Origin of the sequence: Halomonas sp. 111 (assembly GCF_052379685.1) — a bacterium.
Classification (GTDB): domain Bacteria; phylum Pseudomonadota; class Gammaproteobacteria; order Pseudomonadales; family Halomonadaceae; genus Vreelandella; species Vreelandella citrativorans.
On sequence record NZ_JBQSYV010000016.1, the window covers coordinates 23,625 to 48,286 of the forward strand.

A 24,662-nucleotide genomic window follows, 5' to 3' on the forward strand; every position below is an offset into this window, starting at 1 on the left:
TGACCTAAAGTATCTTCCTTACTAACGCCTTATTCTTATAAAATACTGATTATCGAATTATAATGAGCGCGCGTAAGGAAAATAATCGAATGCCAAGATGGAATAAGGCGCTTGGGCGCAGGCTGCTTGAACGCTGGTACGACTACACTCCCGACAGCTGGCAACCCGACACAGTCCGCAAGGCAGTCATTCTCTGCCCAAAATCGGTTGGCGACGGAATGGCTATTTACCCCATCATCAGGGCCTTACAGGCGCGCCATGTTGATTGGCTCTGTGTCGTAGCATCGCACAGAAACGCCCCGGTCTTCGAAACACTGAAAAGTGAGGGAGTTGAAGTTCAAACTGTACCCAGAGACAGGGACTATAAAGCGGTCAAAACGCTCGCGAGGAGCCTTCGAAAGCGCCATGGAAGTATTGATCTTTGCGTAGACGCAACGGGACACGCCACCTCTCCCGGCATCTATTTTGTGGGCAAACTGAAAGCCCGTATGAACCTCACTTATAGCGCTTACAACATGCAGGCATTCGCTGACTTTGATCAGCCAATCACGTATGACACATCGCTACCCACTCGCTGGTCCAAGCTGATTGAGAAAGTCGGGTTAGGTAGTGTCGAAGGGCGCTTTGAGCTGCCGATCCCTGCCAATATCGATCAGGAAGTCCATCAGTGGGCGAGCGAGCTTGGCCCCTATGTACTGTTTAATCTTGATGGCGGCGCTGACTATCGCTGTATTTCCATGGCTAAAGCCACGGCGCTTATGGATACTGTTCATAGAACTACAGGGTTACCGCTGGTTATTCCCTATGCCCCCAGTGGTGAACAAAAAGCCGTGCAGTTAGCCAAACAGTTTCCATTTGTTCACACGTTTTCTGGCCCGTGCTCACTGTTGGTGTCAGCCGCTCTCGTCAAATATGCCGCCGTCGTTTTCTCACCCGACACCTCTATTGTGCATATCGCCAGCGCCTATAATCGCCCCACGGTGGGCGTGTATACGGTTATCGACAGCGCATGGCAACCCCAGGCAACGCCCCATGAAATCATCCACTCAACGGATCATGTTGAGCAGGGGCTGACACCCGAGCGGCTGGCTGACGCATTCAAGCGGGTCTACCCTTCATCTGCCGAGATTTTGTAATACTCAATCAAGCGCTTTACATGCCGCTGGTTACTAAAATGCTGCTCAACGCGCGTGCGGGCTGCCTTGCCCATAGCATGACGCGTTGTTTCATCACGCACCATGGCCTCCATCGCCGTGGCCCACGCGTTAATATCGTGCGGGCCCACGAGCACGCCAGAGGCTTCATCGACCAGTTCGGGTAGCGACCCCGTGTTGGAGCCAATAATCGGCAATGCGCACGCCATCGACTCAATAATGGTCAAACCAAACGCTTCATTTTCCGAGGGGATACATACCAAATCCAGCGCGGGCAAGATCTCGGGTAGGTCACTGCGGTGGCCGAGAAAGCTGATTCTTTTCTCAAGCGGCGTGCCCGCAATCATCGCTTGTAGCTCGCTATAGAAACTTTCTTCCCCCCCGGACGCATAGTCAGTACCGCCTATCGATACGGCGTAAAAGGGCAACGCGGGATCAAGTTCCAGTAGTGCTTTAACCCAGACATCCTGGCCTTTACCAGGCGTCACGCGCCCAGGCAATCCGATAATAACGGCCTCTTCAGGCAGTCCTAACTCTGCACGTTTGGTGCGAATAAAACGCTCATCATTGCAAGGGCGATACGTATTGATATCGACACCGTGAGGCAAGCAGACAACCCTTTCGCTGGGCAACGGGAGATTGCGAATATTACGAAGGTGAGTCGCCTGGCTAATCGACAGGACGCGCTCTACATTGGCATAAGCGAAGCGGTGGTAGAGGCTTTTTTTGGGACGCTGCCCGCCCATGTGGTCGGTGTAGAACACTCGAATACTCGGCATAACCAGTTTTAAAAGTGCGGTTAAACGCAGGTCACTCGACTTATGGCAGTGGATAACGCGAACGTTCTCTTCAATCAACCATCGGCGGATGCGTAATACGTGCTTTAGCGCTTGAGTACTGCTTTTGAATGCCAAGTAAGGTATCTGATGACGCTGCATATAAGTATTAATCCGCGTGCCCTCAAGGCAGATGCCGATGACGTCAATCTGGGCCGCTTTTAAATCCTCGGTTATACGGTCAACATAAAACTCCATCCCGCCGTTACCCTTCGACAGACAAAGTTGCACCACCTTATTTACCATCGCATCCCTCACTTCGCCACGCACTGTTAAACAAGCTCTTCATTCTCTTGTAGTATACAGGCTGCAATTAACGGGGCACCCAAAATGGCGCAGAAAGTGCTGGTCGTACGTAATGATAAAATTGGTGATTTCATGCTGGCCTGGCCAGCGCTGGCCTGCCTAAAAAGCGCATCACCTACGCCGCATATTACGGTGCTGGTACCGGCTTACACTGCACCGCTAGCCAACGCGTGCCCTTGGGTGGATGAGGTCATTACCGACCCTGGTAGCCATGCTGACAAACACGCCCAGAAAGCGCTGCTTAAGCGCGTAAAATCCGCCCAGTTTGATGCGCTACTGACCCTGTTTTCAACGCCACGCATTGGCTGGCTAGGCTGGCGGGCAGGTATACCGCTTCGTGTTGCTCCTGCGACCAAGTGGGCTCAACTGTTTTACAACGTGCGCATTCGCCAGCGCCGCTCTCAATCGGCAAAGCCTGAATATCAGTACAACGTGGACCTGGCGTGCGAGCTGTTAGCCAAACTTTCGCTTAAGCTGCCTGCACTGCCCGAACCGCCCTTTTGGCCACTGCCCAGAACACAAATGCAGGGCCAAACGCCGACAGAGGAGATGACAGCCGAAGTATCTATCGTTGTGCATCCAGGCAGCGGTGGCTCGGCGGTTAATCTTTCAATTGATCAGTACGCGGGGCTTATTGCTCAAATAGACCAGCAGGTGAAAGAAGTGCCGCCTATTAATTGGTTGATCAGCGCCGGCCCCGGAGAAGAGGCACCTGCCCAAGCGTTAATCGACCGGCTTGCCAGCGCTGGCATCACGGCCAGGCATCTACCCGAGAGCAGCAACGTTGCTGAGTTTGCCCACCGGCTTGCCGAGGCCGATATGCTGATTGCGGGCTCAACTGGCCCGCTGCATATTGCTGGATGCCTGGACATCGCCACCGCAGGATTCTACCCGGCTAAACGCTCGGCCACCCCACTGCGCTGGCAAACGTGCAACAGCGCTGAAAAGCGGCTGGCCTTTAGCCCTCCGGCCACTGCTGACCAGCAGGACATGTCGGCGATTGATATTGACGCTGCCGCTCAGCAAATTTCAACGTTTCTCCTTTCAGCGTTTATGCGGGGGTGATGTTCGGGTGCGGATCCATAAGTCAGCGTACTTATTAAACGTAGAGTGCGCTGACAAAAGCGCTAGCAAGAACCCCTGCTTGCCATCCTTAAAGCCCGCTTTTAGCAGATACATCTTCACAAAGCAGGCAAGCCCATGAGTGAAACCACTCGCCAGCGTGGCCGTTTTACCCTGAGCGGCCCGTTGCTCCGACCACGCCTGCGCATAGTGGGCAGATTTTTCCAGATAATGGCGCAAATCACGGTAGGTGTAGTGCAGCAAATCACCTGATAGGCGTTTGACCGCTAGACCATCGGGCACCACCAGTTTTTCATGTACCAGCGCTGCATTATAGGATGCTTGCCCTTTGGGATAGAGACGCGCGACCCAGTCCGGATACCAGCCGGAATGACGAATAAACCGCCCGAAACACCAGGAAAGCCGCCCGAGACTAAAAACGGCTGGCCCCCCCTGCACAGCCTCCTGAATGCTTTTTTGCAGCGCTGGCGTAATGCGCTCATCGGCATCCACCATCAATATCCACTCGTGGCTGGCCAGCGCCTCGGCGCGCTGGCGCTGTACGCCAAAGCCCTGCCAATCCGTATTAACGCTTACGTTATCCGTATACTCGCGCGCAATCGCGCAGGTTTCATCCTGGCTCCCCGCATCCAGTACGACGATTTCGTCGGCCCAGGTGAGCGTATCAAGACATTCGCGCAGATGGTGCGCTTCATTTTTAACAATCAACACAGCAGAAATTGACAAGAGGATTTCTCAGCTTAAGAGTTTTTCAAGGTAACAGCATCATAGCTTTCACAAATCGCATGTGAAAATTAGCATCTTTTTAATTAGCATCTTGCTGTTTTCTAAACGACCTCTTCGTGGTGCTTCTTTATTTTTTGAGAGTATCTCAAGCTGTTTTTTTGCGGAAATCCACTTAGCATAGACAGGAACATTCTGACGCCCATTTTCTTCTTAAACATTCTAAAAAACAGCTTAAAGAATAATGCTATTTTAAGTAGAATCCGACCGGTGCGATTGTAGTGTTTATTTAGCAAGTGGTAATAGGAGATATAAAATTCTTGTTGCATCAGAAACCCTTGCTCTGTGCTACCACCCGCTTCATGAAATATCTGTGCTTCAGGAATAAAAAAAACTTTCCTATCAGATTCCCAAATTCTTTTAGCAATATCCTCTTCTTCACAGTAAAGAAAAAAGGCAGTATCAAAACCACCAATATCGCAAAAAGCATCTGCATTAAAAAACATGCAAGAGCCACTAACAACTTCAACCTGCGTGGGTTTATCTAGCTTCACACGATTGCTTGGAAATTTAACCTTTGAAAACTTTCTTTGCACGCTGTTACCAAACAGCTGCTTTAAAAGATGGGGAAACTGTTTATGCGAAGATGAATAATTGTTGTTGGCATCGACTATTTGAGCAGTTGCCAACGCCACCTCTGCGTTTGAATCCAGATATTTCTTTAATACACCTGCCGTATTATTTAAAAGCTTGCAATCATTGTTAACAAAAAAGTAATACTGTCCACTCGCATGATTTACCCCTAGCATATTGCCACTTGAGAACCCGCTGTTTATGGAGTTCCTAATTAATTTCACGTCATTTTTATCTTTCAAAAACTCTTTCAGACTTAAAAAATCTTTATCTTCAGAGGCATTATCAACAACGATAATTTCGTAAGATATGCTATCAGTATTCGATAAAATGCTATTAATTAACTCAGCTGTATGTTGTGAAGAATTATAATTTATCGTAATAAATGACACTTCTATTTTTTTCATAAGGAACCACTGTGGTTGAGTTCAATTTAAAGAATGCTTCATTACAATAAATGACGAATACTCCTGATAGCGGTTGCAGATAGATGTATATAGTCAACCATTTAAATTCTACCGTAAGCCGCCATACTATTAAACATCGCTGCCAACCCGCCCTGGATCGATAAAGACCAACAGCTCACTCAGATAGCCACAGTAGGCTGCCTCAATGTGCTGCTATACAGCAAGCCAAACTTTCCCCCTGCCGACCAAGGGCATAAGACGGCAGATGGTTTTTCGGCGGCGCTTTAGCGTAACATTGCACTAGCACCAACAACGTTATTTTACCAAAATTGCAATAGCATTAGGATATGGCATGCCCTCTTCAAGGATACTGAAACTTACTCCCTGGCTGCCACTAGCGACCATTGGCCTTAGCCTGGGCTATGCCGCAACCGTGTTAACTCGCCTGCCCTGGTGGGCTCTCTTTCTCATCGCAGCTGGTTGGGTCGGTACGGGGTTGAAGCTGAGCTGGGGTCGCCCAGCAAATGCTCGCTACCGCAAAGTATGGCCTTGGTCATTAGTGCCGCTAAGCTTGATGGGCGTGTACGTTTATTTAGCTGACAGCTTCGGCAATGTCGATTTAGGCGCTGTGTTTTTTCATTTACAGGCCGGTATCGCGGAGCACGGCGGCGCCAGCAAAATGGTGGTCGCGGTACTTTATACGCTGACTATGCTGGGCATTTTATGCTCCATTACGTGGCTTTCGCGCCATGACCAGCGCTGGCGACTAGCCGAGCGCTATTTTGCGATTATTTTGCTGGCGACCAACCCGTTACTTTATGGCTTGGGGCAACGCAGCGTTGCCGTCGTGGCTGATGATAGAGAGTGGTTAAATCGACGTTATATGCCGCCCATGACCGGCGAGCAGTCACACACGCCTAATCTGCTAATCATGTACCTGGAGAGCCTTGAGCGGACCTATAGCAACGAGGTTTTTGATGACGCTTATGCCGACTTGAACACGCTGGGCGAACAGGGTCTGGTTTTCGAAGGCATCCGACAAATGGAAAACACCGGCTGGACCATGGCGGGAATGATCGCCAGTCAGTGTGGTGTTCCGCTAATGCCTGCCGGGCTTTTACACGATACACAGTTTGAGCCATTGCAAAAGGTGGTGCCTGGCGTTGACTGCCTGGGTGATATTTTATCGGCTCAAGGATATCAATTAAGCTACCTGGGGGGCGCTAGTACACAGTTCGCGGGTAAAGGCCTTTTCTATCGCGGTCATCAGTTTAATAGCGTAAAGGGTAAAGAAGAGTTTTTACCCGACATGGAAGATCCAGAGTATTTAAATAGCTGGGGACTCCATGACGACACGCTTTATGATTTTACCGCTGATGAAATACGCCGGTTAAATGAAGAGGATAGCGGCCCCTGGGCAGTGGTGAATCTTAACCTGGCAGGCCATGCGCCGAGCGGGTTTCCGTCCCAAACCTGCCAGGACCGCCAGGGCACATTTGATGGCCAGGATATTCTGTATTCTGTGGAGTGCTCGGCTCATGAAGCACGGGTATTTATTGAGCAGTTACAGCGCGAAGGGCTTTTGGATAATACGTTGGTAGTTGTACTCAGCGATCACCTCACCATGCGAGTCTCCGTATGGGACCAACTGACAGCTCTGGACCGCGATAATACGCTGATTATGCTCGGCGACTATATTGAGCCCCAGCGTATTCGCCGCGATGCTACGATGCTGGATGTGTTTCCAACGATATTAGAAGCGCTCGGCTTTACCTTGAACGATCACCGAGCAGGGCTGGGTGCTTCACTACTCAGTGAAAAACCCACGCTGGTTGAGGTGCATGGTATCGAAACACTCAACGAGCGCTTGCGTGAGGAAACCGCCCTGCAGCACCGCTTATGGGAAGGACTAACGCCCCAACGCCGTGAAGCAGAAGATACCTCGACAGATCAAGTGACAGAAACGCCAGCGGATCAGGCCGACGAAGTAAACATCACCCATTAATGATCAAGCCGCTGGCACGCTGCTGGTCGGCTCGCATCGCCTGATAGACCTGCTCTACCGCTAACTGATTAAGGCAGTTGGTATGCCCCAACGGGCAAACACGCTTAAAGCAGGGCGAGCAGTAGAGCCCCAAATAATGAGCGACAGCGTTGTTGGTCAAGGGCGGCGTATAGGCCGGTGACGAAGAGCCGTAAAGCGCATGAATGCGCACGCCGACGGCAGCGGCCACATGCATGAGACCTGAGTCGTTGGTTACCACTTGCCGACAGTCGGCCAACAGGTCTACCGCATCGGCTAACTGCGTTTTGCCGCATAAATTATGCGCATGGGGCAGCCCTTTCACGATGCTCTCGCCTGCCGAATGATCTTTTGGCCCACCCAGTACCCGAATTTCAAAACCGTCGCTGATAAGTTGCGCGGCCAGGTTGTGAAAATAGGCCAGCGGCCACTGCTTGGCAGGCCCATATTCTGCGCCGGGCATCATGCCAATGGCAGGCCGCGATGACAGCGCATGAGCCAAGCGCAAATTAACCAGGTTATCCCGGTCGATCATTAAACGCGGCCTGGGGATCGGAAAATCCCCGTTTAGCGCTTCATCACGAGGCAAACCCAGCGATACAAACCGCTTTACGGTCTGGTCCAGAACCTGCTTATCTAGCTTGCGGCGCTCTTTTAAAAGCCCATAGCGATGCTCGCCCAAAAAGCCTACCCGCTCGGGAATGCGGGCCATGAAGGGAACGAGGGCGGCTTTCCAGGAGCGTGGCAGCACAATAGCACGGTCAAAGCGCCCTTTTAGCTGGCCGGCGAGTTCACGGCGATTAGCCAAACCAAACTCGCCGTGACCAACAGCCAAGGGGAGCACTTCGTCTACCTCCGGCATACGCTCTAAAATGGGCTGTGACCACGCGGGCGCAACCACCCCAATGGTCGCATCAGGCTGACGCGCTTTAAGCGTCATAAAGAGGCTTTGCGCCATGACCATATCGCCCACCCATGACGGGCCAACCACCAGCAGACGCTTGGCGGAATTAGCCATTTAGCCACTCCAGGTAAGCGCCAACCCCTTGGGCCACGGTTTTGAACTCAACATCGCAGCCGGCTTCACGCAAATGACTGATGTCAGCACGCGTGTAGCTTTGATAACGGCCTTTCAACTCCTCAGGAAAATCGATGTAATTGATCTCGCCTTTGCCATAGAAGTCGATGACTGCTTCGCCAATCGCTTTAAAGGGCTCTGCTCGGCCAGTTCCCAAGTTAAAAATGCCAGACGCTTGAGGGTTATCCAAAAACCATAGATTGACGTCGACGACATCGCCCACGTACACAAAATCCCGGCTCTGCATACCAGCCTCATAACCACCATAGCCGCCAAACAGTTTCAGGGTTTCGCCGTTACGGATTTGAAGATGGTTATGGTAGGCGACACTTGCCATCTTGCCTTTATGCTGTTCACGAGGGCCGTAGACGTTGAAATAACGGAAACCAACGACCTGGGTAGTCAGCGACTCCCAGCGTGAGCGCACATGTTGATCAAACAGCAGCTTGGAGTAACCGTAGACATTAAGCGGTTTTTCGTACTCGGGCGCCTCTTTAAAGACGTCACTGCCGCCATAGGTCGCTGCGGATGATGCGTAGAGGAAAGGGATACCGAATTTCTCACAATAATTCAGCAGTACCTTCGAGTACTCGAAGTTATTTTTCATCATGTACTGGCCGTCCCACTCAGTGGTATCGGAACACGCCCCTTCATGAAAAATCGCCTCGATGTTTGGCAAGTCGGTGATCTCACCGCGCAACGCGGCCTCTATCTTGGCAAGAAAGTCATCTTTATCCAGGTAATCGGCCAGCGTACAGTCGGCTAAATTGACAAATTTAGTGCCGTCGCGCAGGTCATCCACCACCATGACATCATTACGGCCGCGCGCATTCAGTGCTTTCACGATGTTTGCGCCAATAAAACCGGCACCGCCTGTTACAACGATCATTTTGCTCTCCTTAACCAAAAGCGGTTCTGTTGGCTTATGTGCCTATAACCCATCTGCCTAGGATTGTATACTTGACGGCTTATGAATTCATGGCCAACGGTGCTTTCTGCGATGAGTGTCTCGACAAACCAATCGACACCTGATGTGTCGACCTTCCAAGGCTTGATCCTTGCTCTGCAACAGTACTGGGCAGAACAGGGCTGCGTCATTCTCCAACCTCTTGATATGGAAGTTGGCGCGGGCACCTTTCATCCCGCTACTTTCCTGCGCTCAATCGGCCCGGAAAGCTGGAACGCGGCCTACGTTCAGCCTTCTCGCCGCCCAACCGATGGCCGCTATGGCGAAAACCCCAATCGCCTGCAGCACTACTACCAGTTTCAGGTCGTCATGAAGCCATCGCCAAGTAATCTGCAGGACCTTTATCTTGGCTCACTAAAGCGTTTAGGCCTGGACCCACTGATCCACGATGTGCGCTTTGTTGAGGATAACTGGGAATCGCCAACGCTGGGCGCTTGGGGCCTGGGTTGGGAAGTATGGCTCAATGGGATGGAAGTTACCCAGTTCACCTATTTCCAGCAAGCGGGCGGTATTGAGTGTTACCCCGTTACCGGTGAGCTGACCTATGGTCTTGAGCGGATTGCCATGTATCTGCAAAACGTTGACAGCGTTTACGACCTGGTATGGGCGATTGCCCCGGACGGTAGCCAAGTCACCTATGGCGATGTGTATCTGCAGAACGAGTGTGAGCAATCGACGTATAACTTCGAGCATGCCGACGTCGACCAGCTGTTTGCCTCCTTCGATCACCAGGAGCGTGAGTGCGCCAAGCTGCTGACCGCCAACCTGCCCTTACCTGCTTATGAGCAGGTACTCAAGGCATCACACACCTTTAACCTTCTGGATGCCCGTCACGCTATTTCGGTAACCGAGCGTCAGCGCTTTATTCTGCGCGTGCGCACCATGGCGCGGGATGTTGCCCATACCTACTTTGAGTCGCGTAAAGCAGCAGGTTTCCCCATGGCTCCAGAAGCGCTTCGCCGCGAACTACTTGCCGATCAGGGAGATGCATAATGGCTGTTGATACGCTTTTATTAGAACTGGGCGCCGAAGAGCTGCCACCCGCGGCGCTAGATGCACTCTCTGACGCATTTGCCGCGGGGATTGAAAAAGGCCTGCAAGAGGCCGAGATTCCTTTCCAGCACGTGACCGCTTACGCCACGCCTCGCCGTTTAGCCGTCAAGGTCAGCGAGCTTGCCGATAAACAGCCCGACCGCGAGGTAGAGCGTCGTGGTCCGGCGCTAGCCGCCGCCTTTAAAGACGGTGTTGCAAGCAAAGCAGCCGAAGGCTTCGCTCGTTCCTGTGGTGTTAGCGTCGATGAGCTAATTCACCTGGAAACAGACAAAGGCACCTGGCTTGGCTACCGCGAACAGCAGCAGGGTGAGAGCCTTCAAGCGCTTCTGCCCGAGATTCTGCGTAAAGCCATTCAGGGCCTGCCTGTACCTAAAAATATGCGCTGGGGGGCATCACGTATTGAGTTCTCCCGCCCGGTGCACTGGTTGGTCGCACTTTACGGCAGCGATGTCATTGCCGCAGAAGTGCTGGGATTACAGGCTAGCCGCACCACCTATGGCCACCGCTTCCACGCCCCCAATGCGATTCAGCTTGAGCACGCCGATGAGTATCTGGCCACGCTCGAAAACGCCTACGTATTGGCGGACCGTGAGCTGCGTCGCGAACGCATTCGCGAGCAAGTACTAGCCGAAGCGGAAGTACAGGACGCCAATGCCGTTATCGACGAAACCCTGCTCGTTGAGGTCAGTGGTTTGGTGGAGTGGCCGGTCGCGCTTACCGGCAGTTTCGATGAGCGCTTTTTGGAGGTCCCGGCGGAGTGTTTGATCTCCTCCATGAAGGCCAATCAAAAGTACTTCCACCTGCTGGATGACCAGGGCAAGCTCAAACCGCTGTTTATCACTATCTCCAATATCGATAGCGCGGACCCACAACAGGTAATTTCGGGTAACGAAAAAGTCATTCGTCCGCGCCTGGCGGATGCCGCCTTCTTCTACGATACCGACCGTAAGCAGAGCCTGGCTTCGCGCATTCCGCAACTTGAAAGCGTAGTGTTTCAGCAGCAGTTGGGAACACTGGCCGACAAAGCACGTCGTACCACCGCTATTGCCACCTTCATTGCTGAGAAGATCAACGGTGATATTGCCAATACACAGCGTGCTGTGGCACTTGCCAAGTGTGACCTGGTCACCGAAATGGTGCTCGAGTTCCCTGAGTTACAGGGCATTATGGGTCGCTACTACGCCGAGCAGGACGGCGAGCCTGCGGATGTTGCTCAAGCGATTGAAGAGCAGTACCTGCCACGCTTTGCCAGCGATGCTATTCCGCAAAGCCTGACCGGGCAAACGCTGGCCTTGGCGGATCGCCTGGACACCCTGGTAGGTATCTTTGGTATTGGTCAGCGTCCAACCGGCGCAAAAGATCCCTTCGCCCTGCGCCGCGCCTCAATTGGCGTGTTGAATATCCTGATCAAGGGCGAGCTGAATCTTGATCTGCGCGAGCTTTTAGATGCCGCCGCTCAGCAGCATCAGGGGCTGCCCAAGGCTGAGGGTCTGGTAGAGGACGTGCTGACCTATATGCTGGATCGCTTCCGCGCCTGGGGTCAGGAAGAAGGCATTAGCGCCGAGATGTACCTGGCGGTGCGTGCACGTCCGGTCACCAACCCGCTCGATTTCGCTCGCCGGCTGCGCGCGGTGAAAGCCTTTGCTCAACGTGAAGAGGCAGCTGCGTTAGCCGCCGCTAACAAGCGCGTGACCAATATTCTGAGCAAGCAGGATCACAACGGCAACCTTCAGGTTGACCCGAGCCTGCTGCAAGAGGAAGCCGAGCAGGTACTATTCAAGGCCGTTACCAGCCGCCAGGAGCAGGTAGCCCCGCTGTTTGGTACCGGTGATTATCAGCAAGCGCTGGATGTACTGGCGACGCTTCGTGAACCCGTCGATGCATTTTTTGATCAGGTGATGGTCATGGCGGATGATGAAGCCGTGCGCAATAATCGTCTTGCTCTTTTGGCGAGCCTTCAGGCACTGTTCCTGGAAGTTGCTGATATTTCGCTGCTCCCCCAATAACGCTCTCTCGACCGTCTGCCGGTGGCTTTTATGCCACCGGCAGCACGCTTATCACTCCCTCCCCTACCTGCCTTTTAGCGCGCTCATTTCTGGCTGTGACGTATAATCGTGACACTCCTCTTTGAAGGTCTCTTCACGCGCCGCTGGTTTGTTTCACGTGAAACACCGTGAAAAAATAATCGATTTTTACTAAAATAAAGTTTTCCTGATGCGTTAATTCCCCTTTATAGACGTAATGCGTGTTATTGCTTGGGTGCATAAGCACTCTGGAGTTGCCCTGTGTACGATCTCTTTCTACTGGACTCATTCCCCCAGCAACAGGCTAGCATGGCTTCCCATACGCTGAATGGCCAAAAGGTGTGGTTAAAACGTGCCGCCAAACGGAACTCGCAGCTTGCCTATGCGCCGCTCAAGTTATTGGCTGCATGGTTTAATATTGAAGCGTTAAAGCCGGTCCCCAACCTGGGCGGCGAGCAAAGTATTTTCACCGAGGCCCAACGGATTAGAGCCTTAAGTGAGGCAGGTATCTCAGTGCCCGTCATCCTGGCCGAAAATCCTCAAGCCCTTCTTTTAGCGGATGCAGGGTCGCCTGAACAACCCGCGGAGACACTGCTGGAAAAGCTCAAAAAGGCGAGCAGTGTTGAGGAAGTGGATAAAGCGCTTAGTCAAAGCATTCAGGCACTCAACGCGGTTCATGAGCGCAATTGCTACCTGAGCGAAGCGTTCGCACGCAATATCCTTATCACCCACGACCAAACTGTCTTTATCGATTTTGAAACGGATCCAGGTAAAGTACATACCCCAATCAACTGCATGGTGCGCGATTGGTACTGCTTTATCTTTTCACTCTATGGCAAACTCTCTAAATCACCGATGCAAATCGAACGTTTAACCCCTGCGCTGATTGATGGATTGCACAGCGCCCGGCAGGAAGTTCGAGAGCAGTTTAAAAAAACGCTGCCCAAACTACTCCGCTTGCAAAAAATCCCATTTAAATATCTGGGTAGTGATGGCCGCAAAATTAGCGTCACGTTGCAGGCGTTGGCGATGCTTAATCAGCGTCTTTAATGGAACGCGCAATGCCTATCTCCCCCGAGCAGCTGGTTATTCTTGATCGTGACGGCGTCATTAATCAGGATTCTGACGCCTATATAAAGTCACTCGAAGAGTGGCTGCCCTACCCTTCTTCCATCCATGCTATCGCTAAATTATCCCAAGCCGGTTACACCGTTGCGATAGCCACGAATCAGTCGGGCATTGGTCGCGGTTATTACGATGCAGGCGTTCTCGGTCAAATGCATGACCGTCTAAATGCGTTGGTCAATGCCGCAGGAGGAACCATTGCGCATATCGCTTATTGCCCGCATGGACCCGCCGATGATTGCGAGTGCCGCAAACCCTTACCGGGCTTGCTGCATGATATTCAGCGTGCGCTAAGTTTATCGAGCTTATCCGGCAGTTGGATGGTAGGTGATAGCCTACGCGACCTGCAAGCGGGCGAAGCATGTGGCTGTCAGTCGGTATTAGTAAAAACTGGCAAAGGCGAGAAAACACTGACCAAGGGCGTGGGCCTGGAAAATGCCCACGTTTATACAGATTTAGCCGAGTTTGTCGATTGGCTGTTATCCCGTTCATCCGGCTAAATTTTATAGCTCAAAAAAATGCCGCTGGCTTTATAAGCCAGCGGCATTTTTCATTTCAAACAATGTTTCACGTGAAACATGTTATGCAAGCTTTCGCTCGGTGCCTTATACGTCCAGATTAGCGACCAAGGCATTGCTTTCGATAAAGTTACGCCGTGGCTCTACATCATCACCCATCAAGGTGTTAAACATCATATCAGCGGCGACGGCGTCTTCAACCGTAACACGCAGCATACGGCGGCTATCCGGGTCCATGGTGGTTTCCCAAAGCTGGTCTGGGTTCATTTCACCCAGCCCTTTATAGCGCTGTACCGAAAGGCCTCGCTGGCCTTCCTGCATTAGCCACTGCAGCACCTCAGAGAAGTGACCCACAGGCTTCTGACGCTCGCCACGGGAAATAAAGGCGCCCTCTTCAAGCAGCCCATTAAGGGTATCACCCAGCGCTGAAATAGCCCGATAATCCGCACTTTCAAAGAAGTCCAAGCCCCAGTCGTACTCGGTAGTCACGCCATGCGCAATAAGCGACACGGTAGGCAGTAACAAGCCACGCTCCTCATCTTCTTTCAGATAGAAGGTGTAACGCGGCCCGCCTTCATAGGCCACCATGTCATCCATGACTTTTTGCAGTTCAGCAATCCAGTTTTCCATGGTGACACGATCTTTAAGACTCGCCTCGCCCTGCAATCCTGTGACATGGATGATCTGCTTCAATACTTCAATCGGGTAAACGCGCGCCAGGCGATCGATACGCTTCATCACGTTACGATACTGGTTTACCAGGGCTTCCAGCTGCGAACCGGAGATACCCGGCGCGTCCGCATTCACGTATAGACCTGCGCCATCCAGCGCTGTCGTGGTCAAGTAATCGACCATGGCCTGCTCATCTTTAAGGTAGAGCTCTTGCTTGCCTCGCTTGATTTTATAGAGCGGCGGCTGGGCAATAAAAATATGGCCGCGCTCAATCAGCTCCGGCATTTGGCGGAAGAAGAAGGTCAGTAGCAAGGTACGAATATGTGAACCGTCGACATCCGCATCGGTCATGATGATGATGGAGTGATAGCGGAGTTTATCGGGGTTAAACTCTTCGCGACCGATACCACAGCCCAGCGCGGTGATGAGCGTACCCACTTCAGCTGACGAAAGCATTTTGTCAAAACGTGCTTTTTCGACGTTCAGGATTTTACCTTTAAGCGGCAAAATGGCCTGCGTGCGGCGGTCACGCCCCTGCTTGGCACTGCCACCGGCCGAGTCGCCCTCCACCAGGTAGAGTTCTGACTGGCTGGGGTCTTTCTCCTGGCAATCAGCAAGTTTGCCCGGCAGACCTGCAATATCCAGCGCGCCTTTACGCCGCGTCATGTCCCGGGCCTTACGTGCCGCTTCACGCGCACGCGCCGCATCCAGCATTTTATTAACGATTGCTTTGGCTTCGTTAGGCTTTTCAATCAGGTAGTCAGAAAACAGGCGGCCCATTTCCTGCTCAACGGCTGTTTTCACTTCACTGGACACCAGCTTGTCCTTGGTTTGTGAAGAGAATTTCGGGTCAGGCACTTTGACAGAAACAATCGCCGTTAAGCCTTCACGAGCATCATCACCCGCCGTACTTACCTTGGCTTTTTTGAGCAGGCCTTCCGCTTCGATGTAGTTATTCATCGTGCGCGTCAGTGCTGCCCGGAAGCCGGCCAAGTGAGTGCCGCCATCACGCTGAGGGATATTATTGGTATAGCAGAAGATGCTTTCCGTAAAGACGTCGCTCCACTGCATTGCCACTTCGACTTCAACACCGTCCTCCCGCGAGGCGGTAAAGTGGAAAACAGGGTTCAGAACCGTTTTATTGGAGTTGAGGTGATCAACAAAGGCTTTCAAGCCGCCTTCGTAATGAAACAGCTCTTCCTTACCGCTGCGATCATCCATTAGCCGAATGGCAACGCCAGAGTTCAGAAACGACAGCTCACGCAGGCGTTTGGCCAAAATATCGTAATGGAATTCAATATTAGCAAAGGTGTTCTGGGAAGGGCGGAAATGAACACGTGATCCGGTTTTTTCCGTTTTACCCACCACGCTAAGCGGTGCCTGAGGCACGCCATGGTGATAAATCTGCTCAAACACTTCGCCCTGGCGCCAGATGGTTAAGCGTAGCTCTTCAGAAAGCGCATTAACCACGGAAACACCCACACCGTGAAGACCGCCAGATACTTTATAAGAGTTATCGTCAAACTTACCGCCCGCGTGCAACACGGTCATGATGACTTCTGCGGCAGAGACGCCCTCCTCTTCGTGCAGCTCGGTAGGAATACCGCGACCATTATCGCTAACGGTTACCGACTCATCGGCATGAATAACCACGCGAATTTCACTACAATGGCCCGCCAAAGCCTCATCGATGGAGTTATCCACCAACTCGAAGACCATGTGGTGCAACCCGGTGCCGTCGTCGGTATCACCGATGTACATACCAGGACGTTTGCGTACTGCATCCAGTCCTTTGAGCACCTTGATGCTTGATGAATCGTAAGCCTGTTCGCTCATTGACCACTCCGTCGTGAAGTCTGTCTTGTCCCGTATCGTCTACCCATCTTGTACCAACTGGCCAAGCCCTTGCGGGTCATGTTTCACGTGAAACATGCTAACCAGGGTTTTAGATTGCCACATAGGTTGTAATGCGGCGGGGTCGACGCTGGTAATAAATGCCTGACACTGCATCTCTTCAAGCAACTGACAGAAACGCTGTTGGTGTTGCACATCCAGCTCTGCTGGCAAATCATCAATTAAATAAATGCAGTGACGCTGTGCCGTTCTTTCCAGAAACCGCCCCTGGGCAAGCTTGAGTGCGCTTACCACTAGCTTTTGCTGGCCTCTGGAAAGTACTTCAACAGCAGGCTGTTTATTAAGCCTGATACGCAAATCGGCACGCTGAGGGCCTTGTTGGGTAAACCCCATTTGCTGATCGGTGACTCGGTTATCCTGAAGCACATCAGCAAGCGTTTTCTGTTTGTCCCATCCTCGAGCGTAGTTAAGTTTTAAGCCAGGTAACGGAAGAAGTACATTCAGAGTTTCTTCAAAGACAGGGAGAAACTCACTAAACCATTCAAACCGCAACCTATCGACTACCTCGCCCCATAGCGCCAATTCTTGCTCCCAGGCCGCCATTTCCTGTGGGTCTATTCTACCACGCCTGAGTAATGCGTTCCGATGTTTCACTGCTCGGCGTGTACGCTTCCATGCTTCCAGAAAGTGATGTTTCACGTGAAACACTCCCCAGTCAAGAAACTCGCGCCGTCCGGCTGGGGACCCTTCAAGAAGCCTAAAAGCGTCAGGATTGATTAGTTGCAAAGGCATCGCCTCGACCAGCTCGGCCAAGCGTACCCCCTTATCCCCACGCAAACGCAGCTCTAGTTCACGCTGAGCCCGTAACCGGCGCACCCCTATGGAAATCTCTGGTTCCCCTTCCAGGCGCCCGTAGAGCGTCATATGTGCCACATCAGATTGGATGGCATGCTTTAGCTGACGGGTACGAAACGAGCGCCCCATCCCCAAAACATGAATGCCTTCCAGCAGGCTGGTTTTGCCACTTCCGTTCAGCCCAGTGATGATATTGATCCCCCGAGAAGGATGCATATCCAGCGGCGCTAAATTCCGTAACCCTTGGAAGTTAAGCTGACTCAAGCTCATGTAAACACTCGGGTAAAAGGCGTAACCAACCCTCAAGAGAAAGCGGCGCCCCTGCTACCAGAAGCGCCGCCCCGTTTGGCATTTATGAAACGCTATATTACAACCGCATGGGCATAACAACATACAGCGCATCGCCACCACCCGGCTCTTCAAGCAGCGCACTGCTATTAGGGTCGGCCAGCGTTATTTGCACTCTGTCTTCATTTAGTACGCTAAGCACGTCAACCAAATAGCCCACGTTGAAGCCGACTTCCATCGCAGAGCCGTTATATTCGACGGCCACGTTCTCTTCGGCTTCTTCCTGTTCAGGGTTATTCGCCATGACCTTAAGGTTGCCCTCTTCCAGGTATAAGCGCACACCTCGATACTTCTCATTGGAGAGAATCGCCGTACGTGACAGCACCTGACGCAACTCGGCGCGTTCAGCAATGAGCACCTTATCGCCATTGCGTGGTACGACGCGCTCATAGTCAGGGAACTTCCCGTCAATCAGCTTGGACGTAAAGGTGAAGTCACCGGTATGAGCACGCACATGGGTTGAACCCAACGTCAGGCTTACCGGCTCATCGCTATCATCCAACAGGCGCGAAAGCTCAAGAATACCCTTACGAGGTACAATCAGCTTCTGCGGCTGGCTAACCGCGACATCAACAGGACGTGAACACATCGCCAAGCGGTGGCCGTCTGTCGCCACCGTGCGTAGCAAGTTACTTTGAATTTCCAACAGCATGCCATTGAGATAGTAGCGAACATCCTGCTGCGCCATGGCAAATGATGTGGTTTCAATAAGATGCTTTAACGTGCCCCGTGGAACGCTTAACTCCTGACTGCTATCGGCATCTTCAATATTGGGGAATTCAGCCACCGGTAATGTCGAGAGCGTAAAGCGTGAACGACCGCTGCGCAGCACCGCTCGGCCATCTTCAACGGTCAGTTGGATATCGGACTGATCAGGCAGCGATTTACAAATATCCATCAGCTTACGAGCAGGCACGGTTGCCGCCCCTGGCTGGTCAACCTGGCTTGCGACAGTACGCCCGATGAGTTCAACCTCAAGGTCCGTACCGGTTAGTGCGACCTGGTCACCTTCGACCTGAATCAGCACATTAGACAGTACAGGTAGCGTTTGGCGCCGTTCTACCACGCCTGCCACCAGAGTCAGCGGACGCAGCAATGCCTCTCGGGAAATGGAAAATTTCATCAACACTCCGGTTTATATCCTGAAAACCTGCAGACGGCAGGCCAATCCCATGGATGATTTAGCTGGTTAAAAGGCGCAACAGATTTTTGTAATCTTCGCGAATATCTGCGCTCTCCTCTTGCAAGGCTTTCACCTTGCGGCAAGCGTGAAGTACCGTTGTATGATCACGGCCACCAAACGCATCGCCAATTTCCGGCAAACTATGATTGGTCAATTCCTTGGCTAGCGCCATGGCCACCTGCCGGGGGCGAGCGACTGAGCGCGAGCGTCGCTTGGATAATAAATCTGCCACCTTGATTTTGTAATACTCGGCGACTGTGCGCTGGATATTATCTACACCCACCTGCTTATCTTGTAGCGCGAGTAAATCTTTTAGCGACTCACGAATAAAGTCCTGGGTAATCGGCTTACCCATAAAGTGTGAGTCAGCAATCACTTTTTTCAGTGCCCCTTCCAATTCACGTACGTTCGAGCGAATTTTTTGAGCAATAAAGAAGGCCGCATCATGAGGTAAATCAACTTTGGCCTGGTCGGCTTTTTTCATCAAGATGGCTACGCGGGTTTCAAGTTCGGGCGGCTCAATAGCCACCGTCAAGCCCCATCCAAAGCGCGATTTCAGGCGCTCCTCAACACCACTGATCTCCTTTGGATAACGATCAGAGGTGAGAATCATTTGCTGGCCGCCTTCCAAAAGCGCATTAAAGGTATGGAAAAACTCCTCTTGGGAGCGCTCCTTGCCAGCAAAAAATTGAATATCATCAATGAGTAACGCATCAACACTGCGATAAAAGCGTTTGAAGTCGTTGATCGCATTAAGCTGAAGTGCCTTGACCATATCGGCAACAAAACGCTCAGAATGCAGATACACCACCCGGGCATTTTCCCGGCGGCCAGCCAGCGCATTGCCTACGGCGTGCATCAAGTGCGTTTTACCCAGACCTACCCCACCGTATAGAAATAGTGGGTTATAGGCACCACCCGGATTTTCTGAAACCTGCCGAGACGCCGCACGCGCCAGTTGGTTGGATTTACCTTCCACGAAGGTATCAAACGTAAAATTGGGGTTCAGCCCACTGCCGTGCTTAAGACTACCTTCGACCTGGACCTGACGCTCGTTAGTCCGCCGGCGCGGCGTTTCTTCACGCTCACGCAGCTGATCAATTTCACGCTCATCGGCAATATCACCGCGCGGGGGCGTATGCACTGAAGGCGCCGAGGTTGAAGCGGAAACAGGATTACCCAAATCACGCGGCTGGGGGACTGCCGCTACTGGACGACGGCTACCTACGGTCAGGCTTACTTTGGGTGGTTTAGACGGCGCAAGCTCGCGGATCAGCTCACTGATTCGCTTGGCATACTTGTCACTCACCCAATCGCGCACAAAGCGATTAGGCGCCAGTAAGCGCAACTCATTGGACTCTCCTTCTTCTGCCTGCAAGGGACGTATCCAGGTATTGAATTGCTGAGAATTCAATTCGTCCTGCAGGTAGTCCAGGCACTGTTGCCAAAGCGCGAGTGACACTCATCTCACCATCAGTTGAAAACGGCCGACCATTGTAGCGCTCTAAAGCTTGGTTATCCACACGGGTTTGGCTAACAATTATGCCTGTGGACAACTTATCGTAAGCACGTGGGACAACCCGCTGATGGAGTGGGGACAGATCCGTTTTTAGCGTTTTCCCACATCTCTACACACATCAAAACAACAGTTTATAGACCGCTTATACGACACTTATGCACATTGTTTTTATGATTTTATCATATTGATTAACCTATTTATTATTCACTTATCCACAAATAGTATCCCCACTATTAATAACAACAAGATTTAAAAACCTTATTAGTAATAATAGCTGTTTTGATTTTCGCGTAAAAAAGCCGGCAGGCCCCATGCCCACTGCCTTTTTGTTGGTTTTTATGCAAGGAAAAATTGCACCCGGCGCGGGAAGCCTCTACAATTTCCGGTCTTGAATTGAAACTCCCCGGCTAGTTTCCTCACTGGGCCGGGTCTTTTGGATTCACATCCGTCCTAAACCACGTGGGAATTACGAGTTATGAAACGCACTTTTCAACCCAGCGTTCTCAAACGCAAGCGCATGCATGGCTTCCGTGCTCGCATGGCAACCAAAAACGGCCGTGCCGTTATCTCTCGCCGCCGTGCGAAAGGCCGCAAGCGTCTGAGCGCCTGATCTCGGATTGCGTGTGCCGCCTCAAGGCTTTCCCCGGCGTTTGCGTCTTTTAAACGCTGGGGATTTTAGTCACGTGTTTGAACAAGCTGACCTTAAAGTTCATGGCAAAGGTATGATGGCGTTAGCGCGCATGACTACCCGAGGGCATCCTCGCATTGGACTAATTGTCAGCAAGAAAAATGCAAAGCGCGCTGTAGATCGCAACCGCTTTAAGCGTCTAGTCCGAGAGTCCGCCAGGCTTCGCCAGGATCACCTTCCCTCCATGGATATTGTGATATTAGCCAAGCGCGGTGTGCAGGATATCGACAATGAAACGCTTAGTCGGCAGTTGCATGGTATGTGGAAACGCCTTCAGCGTGACGCGCAAACGCTATCAATTGCACCACCGCTTGATGGCGTAACACGTGACACTTGACGACACACCTCGCCGCTCGACCTCGGCCTGCCGCTTGGCAGGCTTTCGTGTGTCATGGGTCGAGTAAATGACACTGCGCCATTAGCATGTTCATCACCCAGCGGGCAGAACCCTCATGGACGTAAAACGACTTCTCTTACTGATTCCAATGGCAGTACTTGCCTATCTACTGGTGATCCAGTGGAATCAGGATTATGGGCCGACAGATTACGACTCGACGCCTGAAATTACGCAAAGCAGTAGTGACGCCCCCTCAGCCAATGCTGAAAGCAGTAACGACCTGACGGTTCCGTCAACGTCGGCACCCAACAGTGCGGTAGACGACGGGCTGGCAAGCAATACTGAAAGCGAAACATCTAGCCGTGACTTTATTGCAGTGGCTACCGATGTTCTCGACGTGCGCATTGACCCGCACGGCGGCGACATTATTTATGCTGCGTTACCTCAGCATAAAATGACGCTGGATACTGAACGCAACTATGTGTTGCTCTCGGATAATTCAACGCGTAGCTATGTTGCACGTTCCGGCCTACAGCTGGATGGGCAAGCAAGTCGTATTGAATTTACCCCGGAAAGCAATGCCTATCGTCTGGCAGATGATGATGACCAGCTGGTCGTTGATTTACGGGCAGACGTTAACGGCGTTGATATTATCAAGCGTCTTACATTCGAACGTGGAAATTACGCGGTCAATGTTGATTACTATATTGCCAATAATACCGATGCGCCGGTAAGTGCTCGTTTTATTGGCCAATTAGCGCGTGATAACAGCCCTGACCCGTCAAGCGGCGTTGCCATGGGTATGAACTCCTATATTGGGGCAGCGTACTCAACGCCAGACGAACGTTATGAAAAGATCGATTTTGAAGACATTCAAAACCGTAACTTTGAAAATCGTGAAGCCCAGGGCGGCTGGATTGCGCTTATCCAGCACTACTTTGTTTCTGCCTGGGCACCGCCCCAAGACCAACAAAACCTTTACTACGTCACCACTGACTCAAGTGACCGTAACGTGGTGGCGTTTGCAGGCCCCACCAGCAACATTGCGGCGGAAGGTGAAGCGACACTGGGCGCCACGCTCTACATGGGTCCCAAGGTTCAGGATCACCTTGAGCAAGTGGCACCCAACCTGCGCCTGACCGTTGACTATGGCTGGTTATGGTTTATTGCCAACCCGCTGTTCTGGTTGCTGGATAAGATCCACGACATCGTGGGCAACTGGGGCTGGTCAATTGTTCTGCTGACGGTTGTGGTTAAGCTGGTGCTCTTCCCGCTGTCTGCCAAGGCTTATAAGTCAATGGCACGCATGCGGAAACTGGGCCCGGAAATGCAGCGTCTTAAAGAGACCTATGGCGATGATCGTCAGAAAATGTCTCAAGAGATGATGAAATTCTACCAAAAGGAGAAGATCAATCCTTTAGGTGGCTGCTTACCCATCGTCATACAGATGCCGGTGTTTATCGCGCTTTACTGGATGTTGCTGGAGTCGGTAGAGCTGCGCCATGCGCCGTTTATCTTCTGGATTCACGATCTATCGGTGAAGGATCCTTACTTCATCCTGCCAATACTGATGGGTATATCCATGTATGTTCAGCAGCTGCTGAACCCAACACCTCCGGACCCCATGCAGGCGAAGATCATGAAGATGCTGCCGATTATCTTCACCTTCTTCTTCCTGTGGTTCCCGGCGGGTCTGGTCATCTACTGGGTAACCAACAACATCATTTCGGTCGCGCAACAGTACTTTATTACGCGTAGTATCGAAAAAGACCCCAGTGTGGGTAAAGGAATGCGAACCAAGTAATCCTTGTTAACCACGCTCCCAGACCCCCGCCCTCGTGCGGGGGTCTGGCGTTTTAGAGACGACAAATTCACAATGTACGCATCCATTAATGAGGCGCGCCATGGCTGAACGACTTTATACCCAGGATACGATTACTGCTCTGGCGACACCGCCTGGGCGTGGCGGCGTAGGGATTATTCGCGTCTCAGGGCCTGCCTGTCGCGATATTGCAGCGTCCATACTCGGCCACTGCCCGGCGCCTCGGCATGCCTATCACGGCCCCTTTAAGGGCGCTGATAGCATTATTGACGAAGGCATCGCCCTGCTGTTCAACGGCCCTCACTCCTTTACTGGCGAAGATGTGCTGGAGCTACAGGGGCACGGTGGCCCCATTATCATGGACATGCTGCTTGAGCGTTGTGTGGCCTTGGGCGCGCGGTTGGCGCGGCCTGGTGAGTTCTCCGAGCGGGCCTTTCTCAATGACAAGCTCGACCTTGCCCAAGCCGAAGCGATTGCCGACTTGATTGATGCCACCTCGCGTTCAGCGGCGGAAAATGCCGTGCGCTCACTGCAGGGCGAGTTTTCTACCCGCGTCTCCCATCTGGTTGAGCGGCTTATCGAGCTGCGTGTCTATGTAGAAGCCGCCATCGACTTCCCTGAAGAGGAGATCGACTTCCTGGCGGATGGTCATGTCGCCCAGCGTTTGGAAAGTGTTCAGCAAGCACTCAGCGACGTGCGCAAAGCCGCCGGCCAAGGGGCGCTGTTACGCGAAGGCATGAACGTGGTCATTGCCGGTCGCCCCAATGCGGGTAAGTCCAGCCTGCTTAACGCGTTGACCGAACAAGAGACCGCCATTGTGACCGATATTGCAGGCACCACGCGGGACGTGCTGCGTGAGCACATCCATATTGATGGCATGCCGCTGCACATTATTGATACAGCGGGCTTGCGTGATACCCCGGACGCCGTTGAAAAAATCGGTGTCGCCCGCGCCTGGGCCGAGATTGAGAAAGCCGACCGGGTACTGCTGTTGGTGGACGCCTCTACCACCGAGGCGACCGACCCCATGATGATCTGGCCCGAGTTTGTTGCCCGCCTTCCCGATCAAAGCCGTTTAACGTTGGTACGTAACAAAATCGATACCAGCGCTGAGCAGGCTGGAATTGATTTATCCACAGCCACGCCCACGCTTCGCCTTTCGGCCAAAACCGGTGCGGGTGTGGATAACCTAAAAAACCATTTGAAAACCGTGATGGGCTTTGCGGCGACCACCGAAGGACGCTTCTCCGCACGTCGGCGTCACCTGGATGCCCTCGACCGGGCAATGGCAGCGCTTGATACCGGCCGTGCCCAATTGGATGGCTACGGCGCTGGAGAACTGCTGGCCGAAGACCTGCGCGACGCGCAGCAAGCGCTGAGTGAAATTACCGGCGAGTTTAGCGCCGATGACTTGCTGGGCGAGATTTTTGGCAGTTTCTGCATCGGCAAGTAAT

General features: G+C 52.3%; 20 protein-coding genes. 11 read left to right on the top strand and 9 right to left on the bottom strand.

Annotation, left to right across the window (positions count from 1 at the left end; translation table 11 throughout):
- The first annotated feature begins 89 nt into the window (after window positions 1-89).
- Complete coding sequence (locus tag ACT3T7_RS12760) at window positions 90-1,136, top strand: glycosyltransferase family 9 protein (protein ID WP_441678691.1); 1,047 nt, start codon at window positions 90-92, stop codon at window positions 1,134-1,136.
- On the opposite strand, the gene ACT3T7_RS12765 is transcribed toward ACT3T7_RS12760, so the two are convergent.
- Window positions 1,109-2,236 carry a glycosyltransferase family 4 protein gene (locus ACT3T7_RS12765; protein ID WP_441678689.1) on the bottom strand — a complete coding sequence of 376 codons (1,128 nt, stop codon included), beginning with the start codon at window positions 2,234-2,236 and terminating at the stop codon, window positions 1,109-1,111. The genes ACT3T7_RS12760 and ACT3T7_RS12765 overlap by 28 nt on opposite strands.
- Window positions 2,237-2,320: 84 nt before the next feature.
- Here ACT3T7_RS12765 and ACT3T7_RS12770 point away from each other — a divergent pair, with 84 nt between their 5' ends.
- The gene (locus tag ACT3T7_RS12770; protein WP_441678687.1) at window positions 2,321-3,361 is read left to right on the top strand and encodes a glycosyltransferase family 9 protein; all 1,041 of its coding nucleotides are present in this window, start codon (window positions 2,321-2,323) and stop codon (window positions 3,359-3,361) included.
- Here ACT3T7_RS12770 and ACT3T7_RS12775 read toward each other — a convergent pair.
- Together ACT3T7_RS12775 and ACT3T7_RS12780 are read right to left on the bottom strand one after the other, a co-directional pair.
- Window positions 3,341-4,105: a glycosyltransferase family 2 protein gene (locus tag ACT3T7_RS12775; protein WP_172118935.1), complete on the bottom strand. Its 765-nt coding sequence runs from the start codon at window positions 4,103-4,105 to the stop codon at window positions 3,341-3,343. The genes ACT3T7_RS12770 and ACT3T7_RS12775 overlap by 21 nt on opposite strands.
- A gap of 101 nt (window positions 4,106-4,206) precedes the next feature.
- Window positions 4,207-5,142, bottom strand: coding sequence for a glycosyltransferase family 2 protein (locus ACT3T7_RS12780; RefSeq protein ID WP_172119104.1), 936 nt, complete (start codon window positions 5,140-5,142; stop codon window positions 4,207-4,209).
- Between the two features lie 352 nt (window positions 5,143-5,494).
- Here ACT3T7_RS12780 and ACT3T7_RS12785 point away from each other — a divergent pair, with 352 nt between their 5' ends.
- The gene (locus ACT3T7_RS12785; protein WP_441678684.1) at window positions 5,495-7,147 is read left to right on the top strand and encodes a sulfatase-like hydrolase/transferase; all 1,653 of its coding nucleotides are present in this window, start codon (window positions 5,495-5,497) and stop codon (window positions 7,145-7,147) included.
- Here the strand turns inward: ACT3T7_RS12785 and waaF are convergent.
- Window positions 7,137-8,183: a lipopolysaccharide heptosyltransferase II gene (waaF, locus tag ACT3T7_RS12790; protein ID WP_441678682.1), complete on the bottom strand. Its 1,047-nt coding sequence runs from the start codon at window positions 8,181-8,183 to the stop codon at window positions 7,137-7,139. The two genes, ACT3T7_RS12785 and waaF, sit on opposite strands and share 11 nt — an antisense overlap.
- Window positions 8,176-9,132: an ADP-glyceromanno-heptose 6-epimerase gene (rfaD, locus tag ACT3T7_RS12795; RefSeq protein ID WP_441678680.1), complete on the bottom strand. Its 957-nt coding sequence runs from the start codon at window positions 9,130-9,132 to the stop codon at window positions 8,176-8,178. Before rfaD ends, waaF begins: the two co-directional genes overlap by 8 nt.
- 111 nt (window positions 9,133-9,243) lie before the next feature.
- Between rfaD and glyQ the strand changes: the two genes are divergently transcribed.
- From glyQ to gmhB, 4 genes are all read left to right on the top strand, one after another.
- Window positions 9,244-10,203, top strand: a complete 960-nt coding sequence (gene glyQ / locus ACT3T7_RS12800) for a glycine--tRNA ligase subunit alpha (protein ID WP_444631227.1) — start codon at window positions 9,244-9,246, stop codon at window positions 10,201-10,203.
- A complete protein-coding gene (gene glyS / locus ACT3T7_RS12805; protein WP_444631228.1) occupies window positions 10,203-12,269 on the top strand; it encodes a glycine--tRNA ligase subunit beta in 2,067 nt (688 codons plus the stop codon). Before glyQ ends, glyS begins: the two co-directional genes overlap by 1 nt.
- 279 nt (window positions 12,270-12,548) lie before the next feature.
- Window positions 12,549-13,337 (top strand): hypothetical protein, encoded by a 789-nt coding sequence (locus tag ACT3T7_RS12810; RefSeq protein WP_444631229.1) that lies wholly within the window; start codon window positions 12,549-12,551, stop codon window positions 13,335-13,337.
- A gap of 11 nt (window positions 13,338-13,348) precedes the next feature.
- Window positions 13,349-13,912 carry a D-glycero-beta-D-manno-heptose 1,7-bisphosphate 7-phosphatase gene (gene gmhB, locus ACT3T7_RS12815; RefSeq protein WP_192526758.1) on the top strand — a complete coding sequence of 188 codons (564 nt, stop codon included), beginning with the start codon at window positions 13,349-13,351 and terminating at the stop codon, window positions 13,910-13,912.
- Between the two features lie 105 nt (window positions 13,913-14,017).
- Here gmhB and gyrB read toward each other — a convergent pair whose 3' ends face one another.
- The 4 genes from gyrB to dnaA all read right to left on the bottom strand — a co-directional run bounded on the left by gyrB (window position 14,018) and on the right by dnaA (window position 20,304).
- Window positions 14,018-16,438 (bottom strand): DNA topoisomerase (ATP-hydrolyzing) subunit B, encoded by a 2,421-nt coding sequence (gene gyrB / locus ACT3T7_RS12820; protein WP_172118748.1) that lies wholly within the window; start codon window positions 16,436-16,438, stop codon window positions 14,018-14,020.
- Between the two features lie 39 nt (window positions 16,439-16,477).
- Window positions 16,478-17,581 (bottom strand): DNA replication/repair protein RecF, encoded by a 1,104-nt coding sequence (gene recF, locus ACT3T7_RS12825; RefSeq protein WP_192526759.1) that lies wholly within the window; start codon window positions 17,579-17,581, stop codon window positions 16,478-16,480.
- A 97-nt stretch (window positions 17,582-17,678) separates the two neighbouring features.
- Window positions 17,679-18,782, bottom strand: coding sequence for a DNA polymerase III subunit beta (dnaN, locus tag ACT3T7_RS12830; protein WP_087106978.1), 1,104 nt, complete (start codon window positions 18,780-18,782; stop codon window positions 17,679-17,681).
- 58 nt (window positions 18,783-18,840) lie between these two features.
- Complete coding sequence (gene dnaA, locus ACT3T7_RS12835; RefSeq protein WP_192526760.1) at window positions 18,841-20,304, bottom strand: chromosomal replication initiator protein DnaA; 1,464 nt, start codon at window positions 20,302-20,304, stop codon at window positions 18,841-18,843.
- 532 nt (window positions 20,305-20,836) lie between these two features.
- Here dnaA and rpmH point away from each other — a divergent pair.
- From rpmH to mnmE, 4 genes are all read left to right on the top strand, one after another.
- On the top strand, window positions 20,837-20,971 hold the full coding sequence (gene rpmH, locus ACT3T7_RS12840; protein WP_172118745.1) for a 50S ribosomal protein L34: 135 nt from the start codon (window positions 20,837-20,839) through the stop codon (window positions 20,969-20,971).
- 13 nt (window positions 20,972-20,984) lie between these two features.
- A complete protein-coding gene (rnpA, locus tag ACT3T7_RS12845; RefSeq protein ID WP_193056894.1) occupies window positions 20,985-21,386 on the top strand; it encodes a ribonuclease P protein component in 402 nt (133 codons plus the stop codon).
- Between the two features lie 115 nt (window positions 21,387-21,501).
- Window positions 21,502-23,190 carry a membrane protein insertase YidC gene (gene yidC, locus ACT3T7_RS12850; RefSeq protein WP_172118743.1) on the top strand — a complete coding sequence of 563 codons (1,689 nt, stop codon included), beginning with the start codon at window positions 21,502-21,504 and terminating at the stop codon, window positions 23,188-23,190.
- A gap of 100 nt (window positions 23,191-23,290) precedes the next feature.
- A complete protein-coding gene (gene mnmE / locus ACT3T7_RS12855; RefSeq protein WP_172118742.1) occupies window positions 23,291-24,661 on the top strand; it encodes a tRNA uridine-5-carboxymethylaminomethyl(34) synthesis GTPase MnmE in 1,371 nt (456 codons plus the stop codon).
- Window position 24,662: the final 1 nt, after the last annotated feature.

Excerpts from the sequence above, each read along its gene's own strand:
- ACT3T7_RS12785 (WP_441678684.1), top strand. The coding sequence starts at position 5,495 with ATGCCCTCTTCAAGGATACTGAAACTTACTCCCTGGCTGCCACTAGCG.
- ACT3T7_RS12780 (WP_172119104.1), bottom strand. The coding sequence starts at position 5,142 with ATGAAAAAAATAGAAGTGTCATTTATTACGATAAATTATAATTCTTCA.
- glyQ (WP_444631227.1), top strand. The coding sequence starts at position 9,244 with ATGAGTGTCTCGACAAACCAATCGACACCTGATGTGTCGACCTTCCAA.
- gmhB (WP_192526758.1), top strand. The coding sequence starts at position 13,349 with ATGCCTATCTCCCCCGAGCAGCTGGTTATTCTTGATCGTGACGGCGTC.
- ACT3T7_RS12770 (WP_441678687.1), top strand. The coding sequence starts at position 2,321 with ATGGCGCAGAAAGTGCTGGTCGTACGTAATGATAAAATTGGTGATTTC.
- rpmH (WP_172118745.1), top strand. The coding sequence starts at position 20,837 with ATGAAACGCACTTTTCAACCCAGCGTTCTCAAACGCAAGCGCATGCAT.
- dnaN (WP_087106978.1), bottom strand. The coding sequence starts at position 18,782 with ATGAAATTTTCCATTTCCCGAGAGGCATTGCTGCGTCCGCTGACTCTG.
- rfaD (WP_441678680.1), bottom strand. The coding sequence starts at position 9,132 with ATGATCGTTGTAACAGGCGGTGCCGGTTTTATTGGCGCAAACATCGTG.
- gyrB (WP_172118748.1), bottom strand. The coding sequence starts at position 16,438 with ATGAGCGAACAGGCTTACGATTCATCAAGCATCAAGGTGCTCAAAGGA.
- recF (WP_192526759.1), bottom strand. The coding sequence starts at position 17,581 with ATGAGCTTGAGTCAGCTTAACTTCCAAGGGTTACGGAATTTAGCGCCG.
- waaF (WP_441678682.1), bottom strand. The coding sequence starts at position 8,183 with ATGGCTAATTCCGCCAAGCGTCTGCTGGTGGTTGGCCCGTCATGGGTG.
- ACT3T7_RS12765 (WP_441678689.1), bottom strand. The coding sequence starts at position 2,236 with ATGGTAAATAAGGTGGTGCAACTTTGTCTGTCGAAGGGTAACGGCGGG.
- glyS (WP_444631228.1), top strand. The coding sequence starts at position 10,203 with ATGGCTGTTGATACGCTTTTATTAGAACTGGGCGCCGAAGAGCTGCCA.
- mnmE (WP_172118742.1), top strand. The coding sequence starts at position 23,291 with ATGGCTGAACGACTTTATACCCAGGATACGATTACTGCTCTGGCGACA.
- ACT3T7_RS12760 (WP_441678691.1), top strand. The coding sequence starts at position 90 with ATGCCAAGATGGAATAAGGCGCTTGGGCGCAGGCTGCTTGAACGCTGG.
- yidC (WP_172118743.1), top strand. The coding sequence starts at position 21,502 with ATGGACGTAAAACGACTTCTCTTACTGATTCCAATGGCAGTACTTGCC.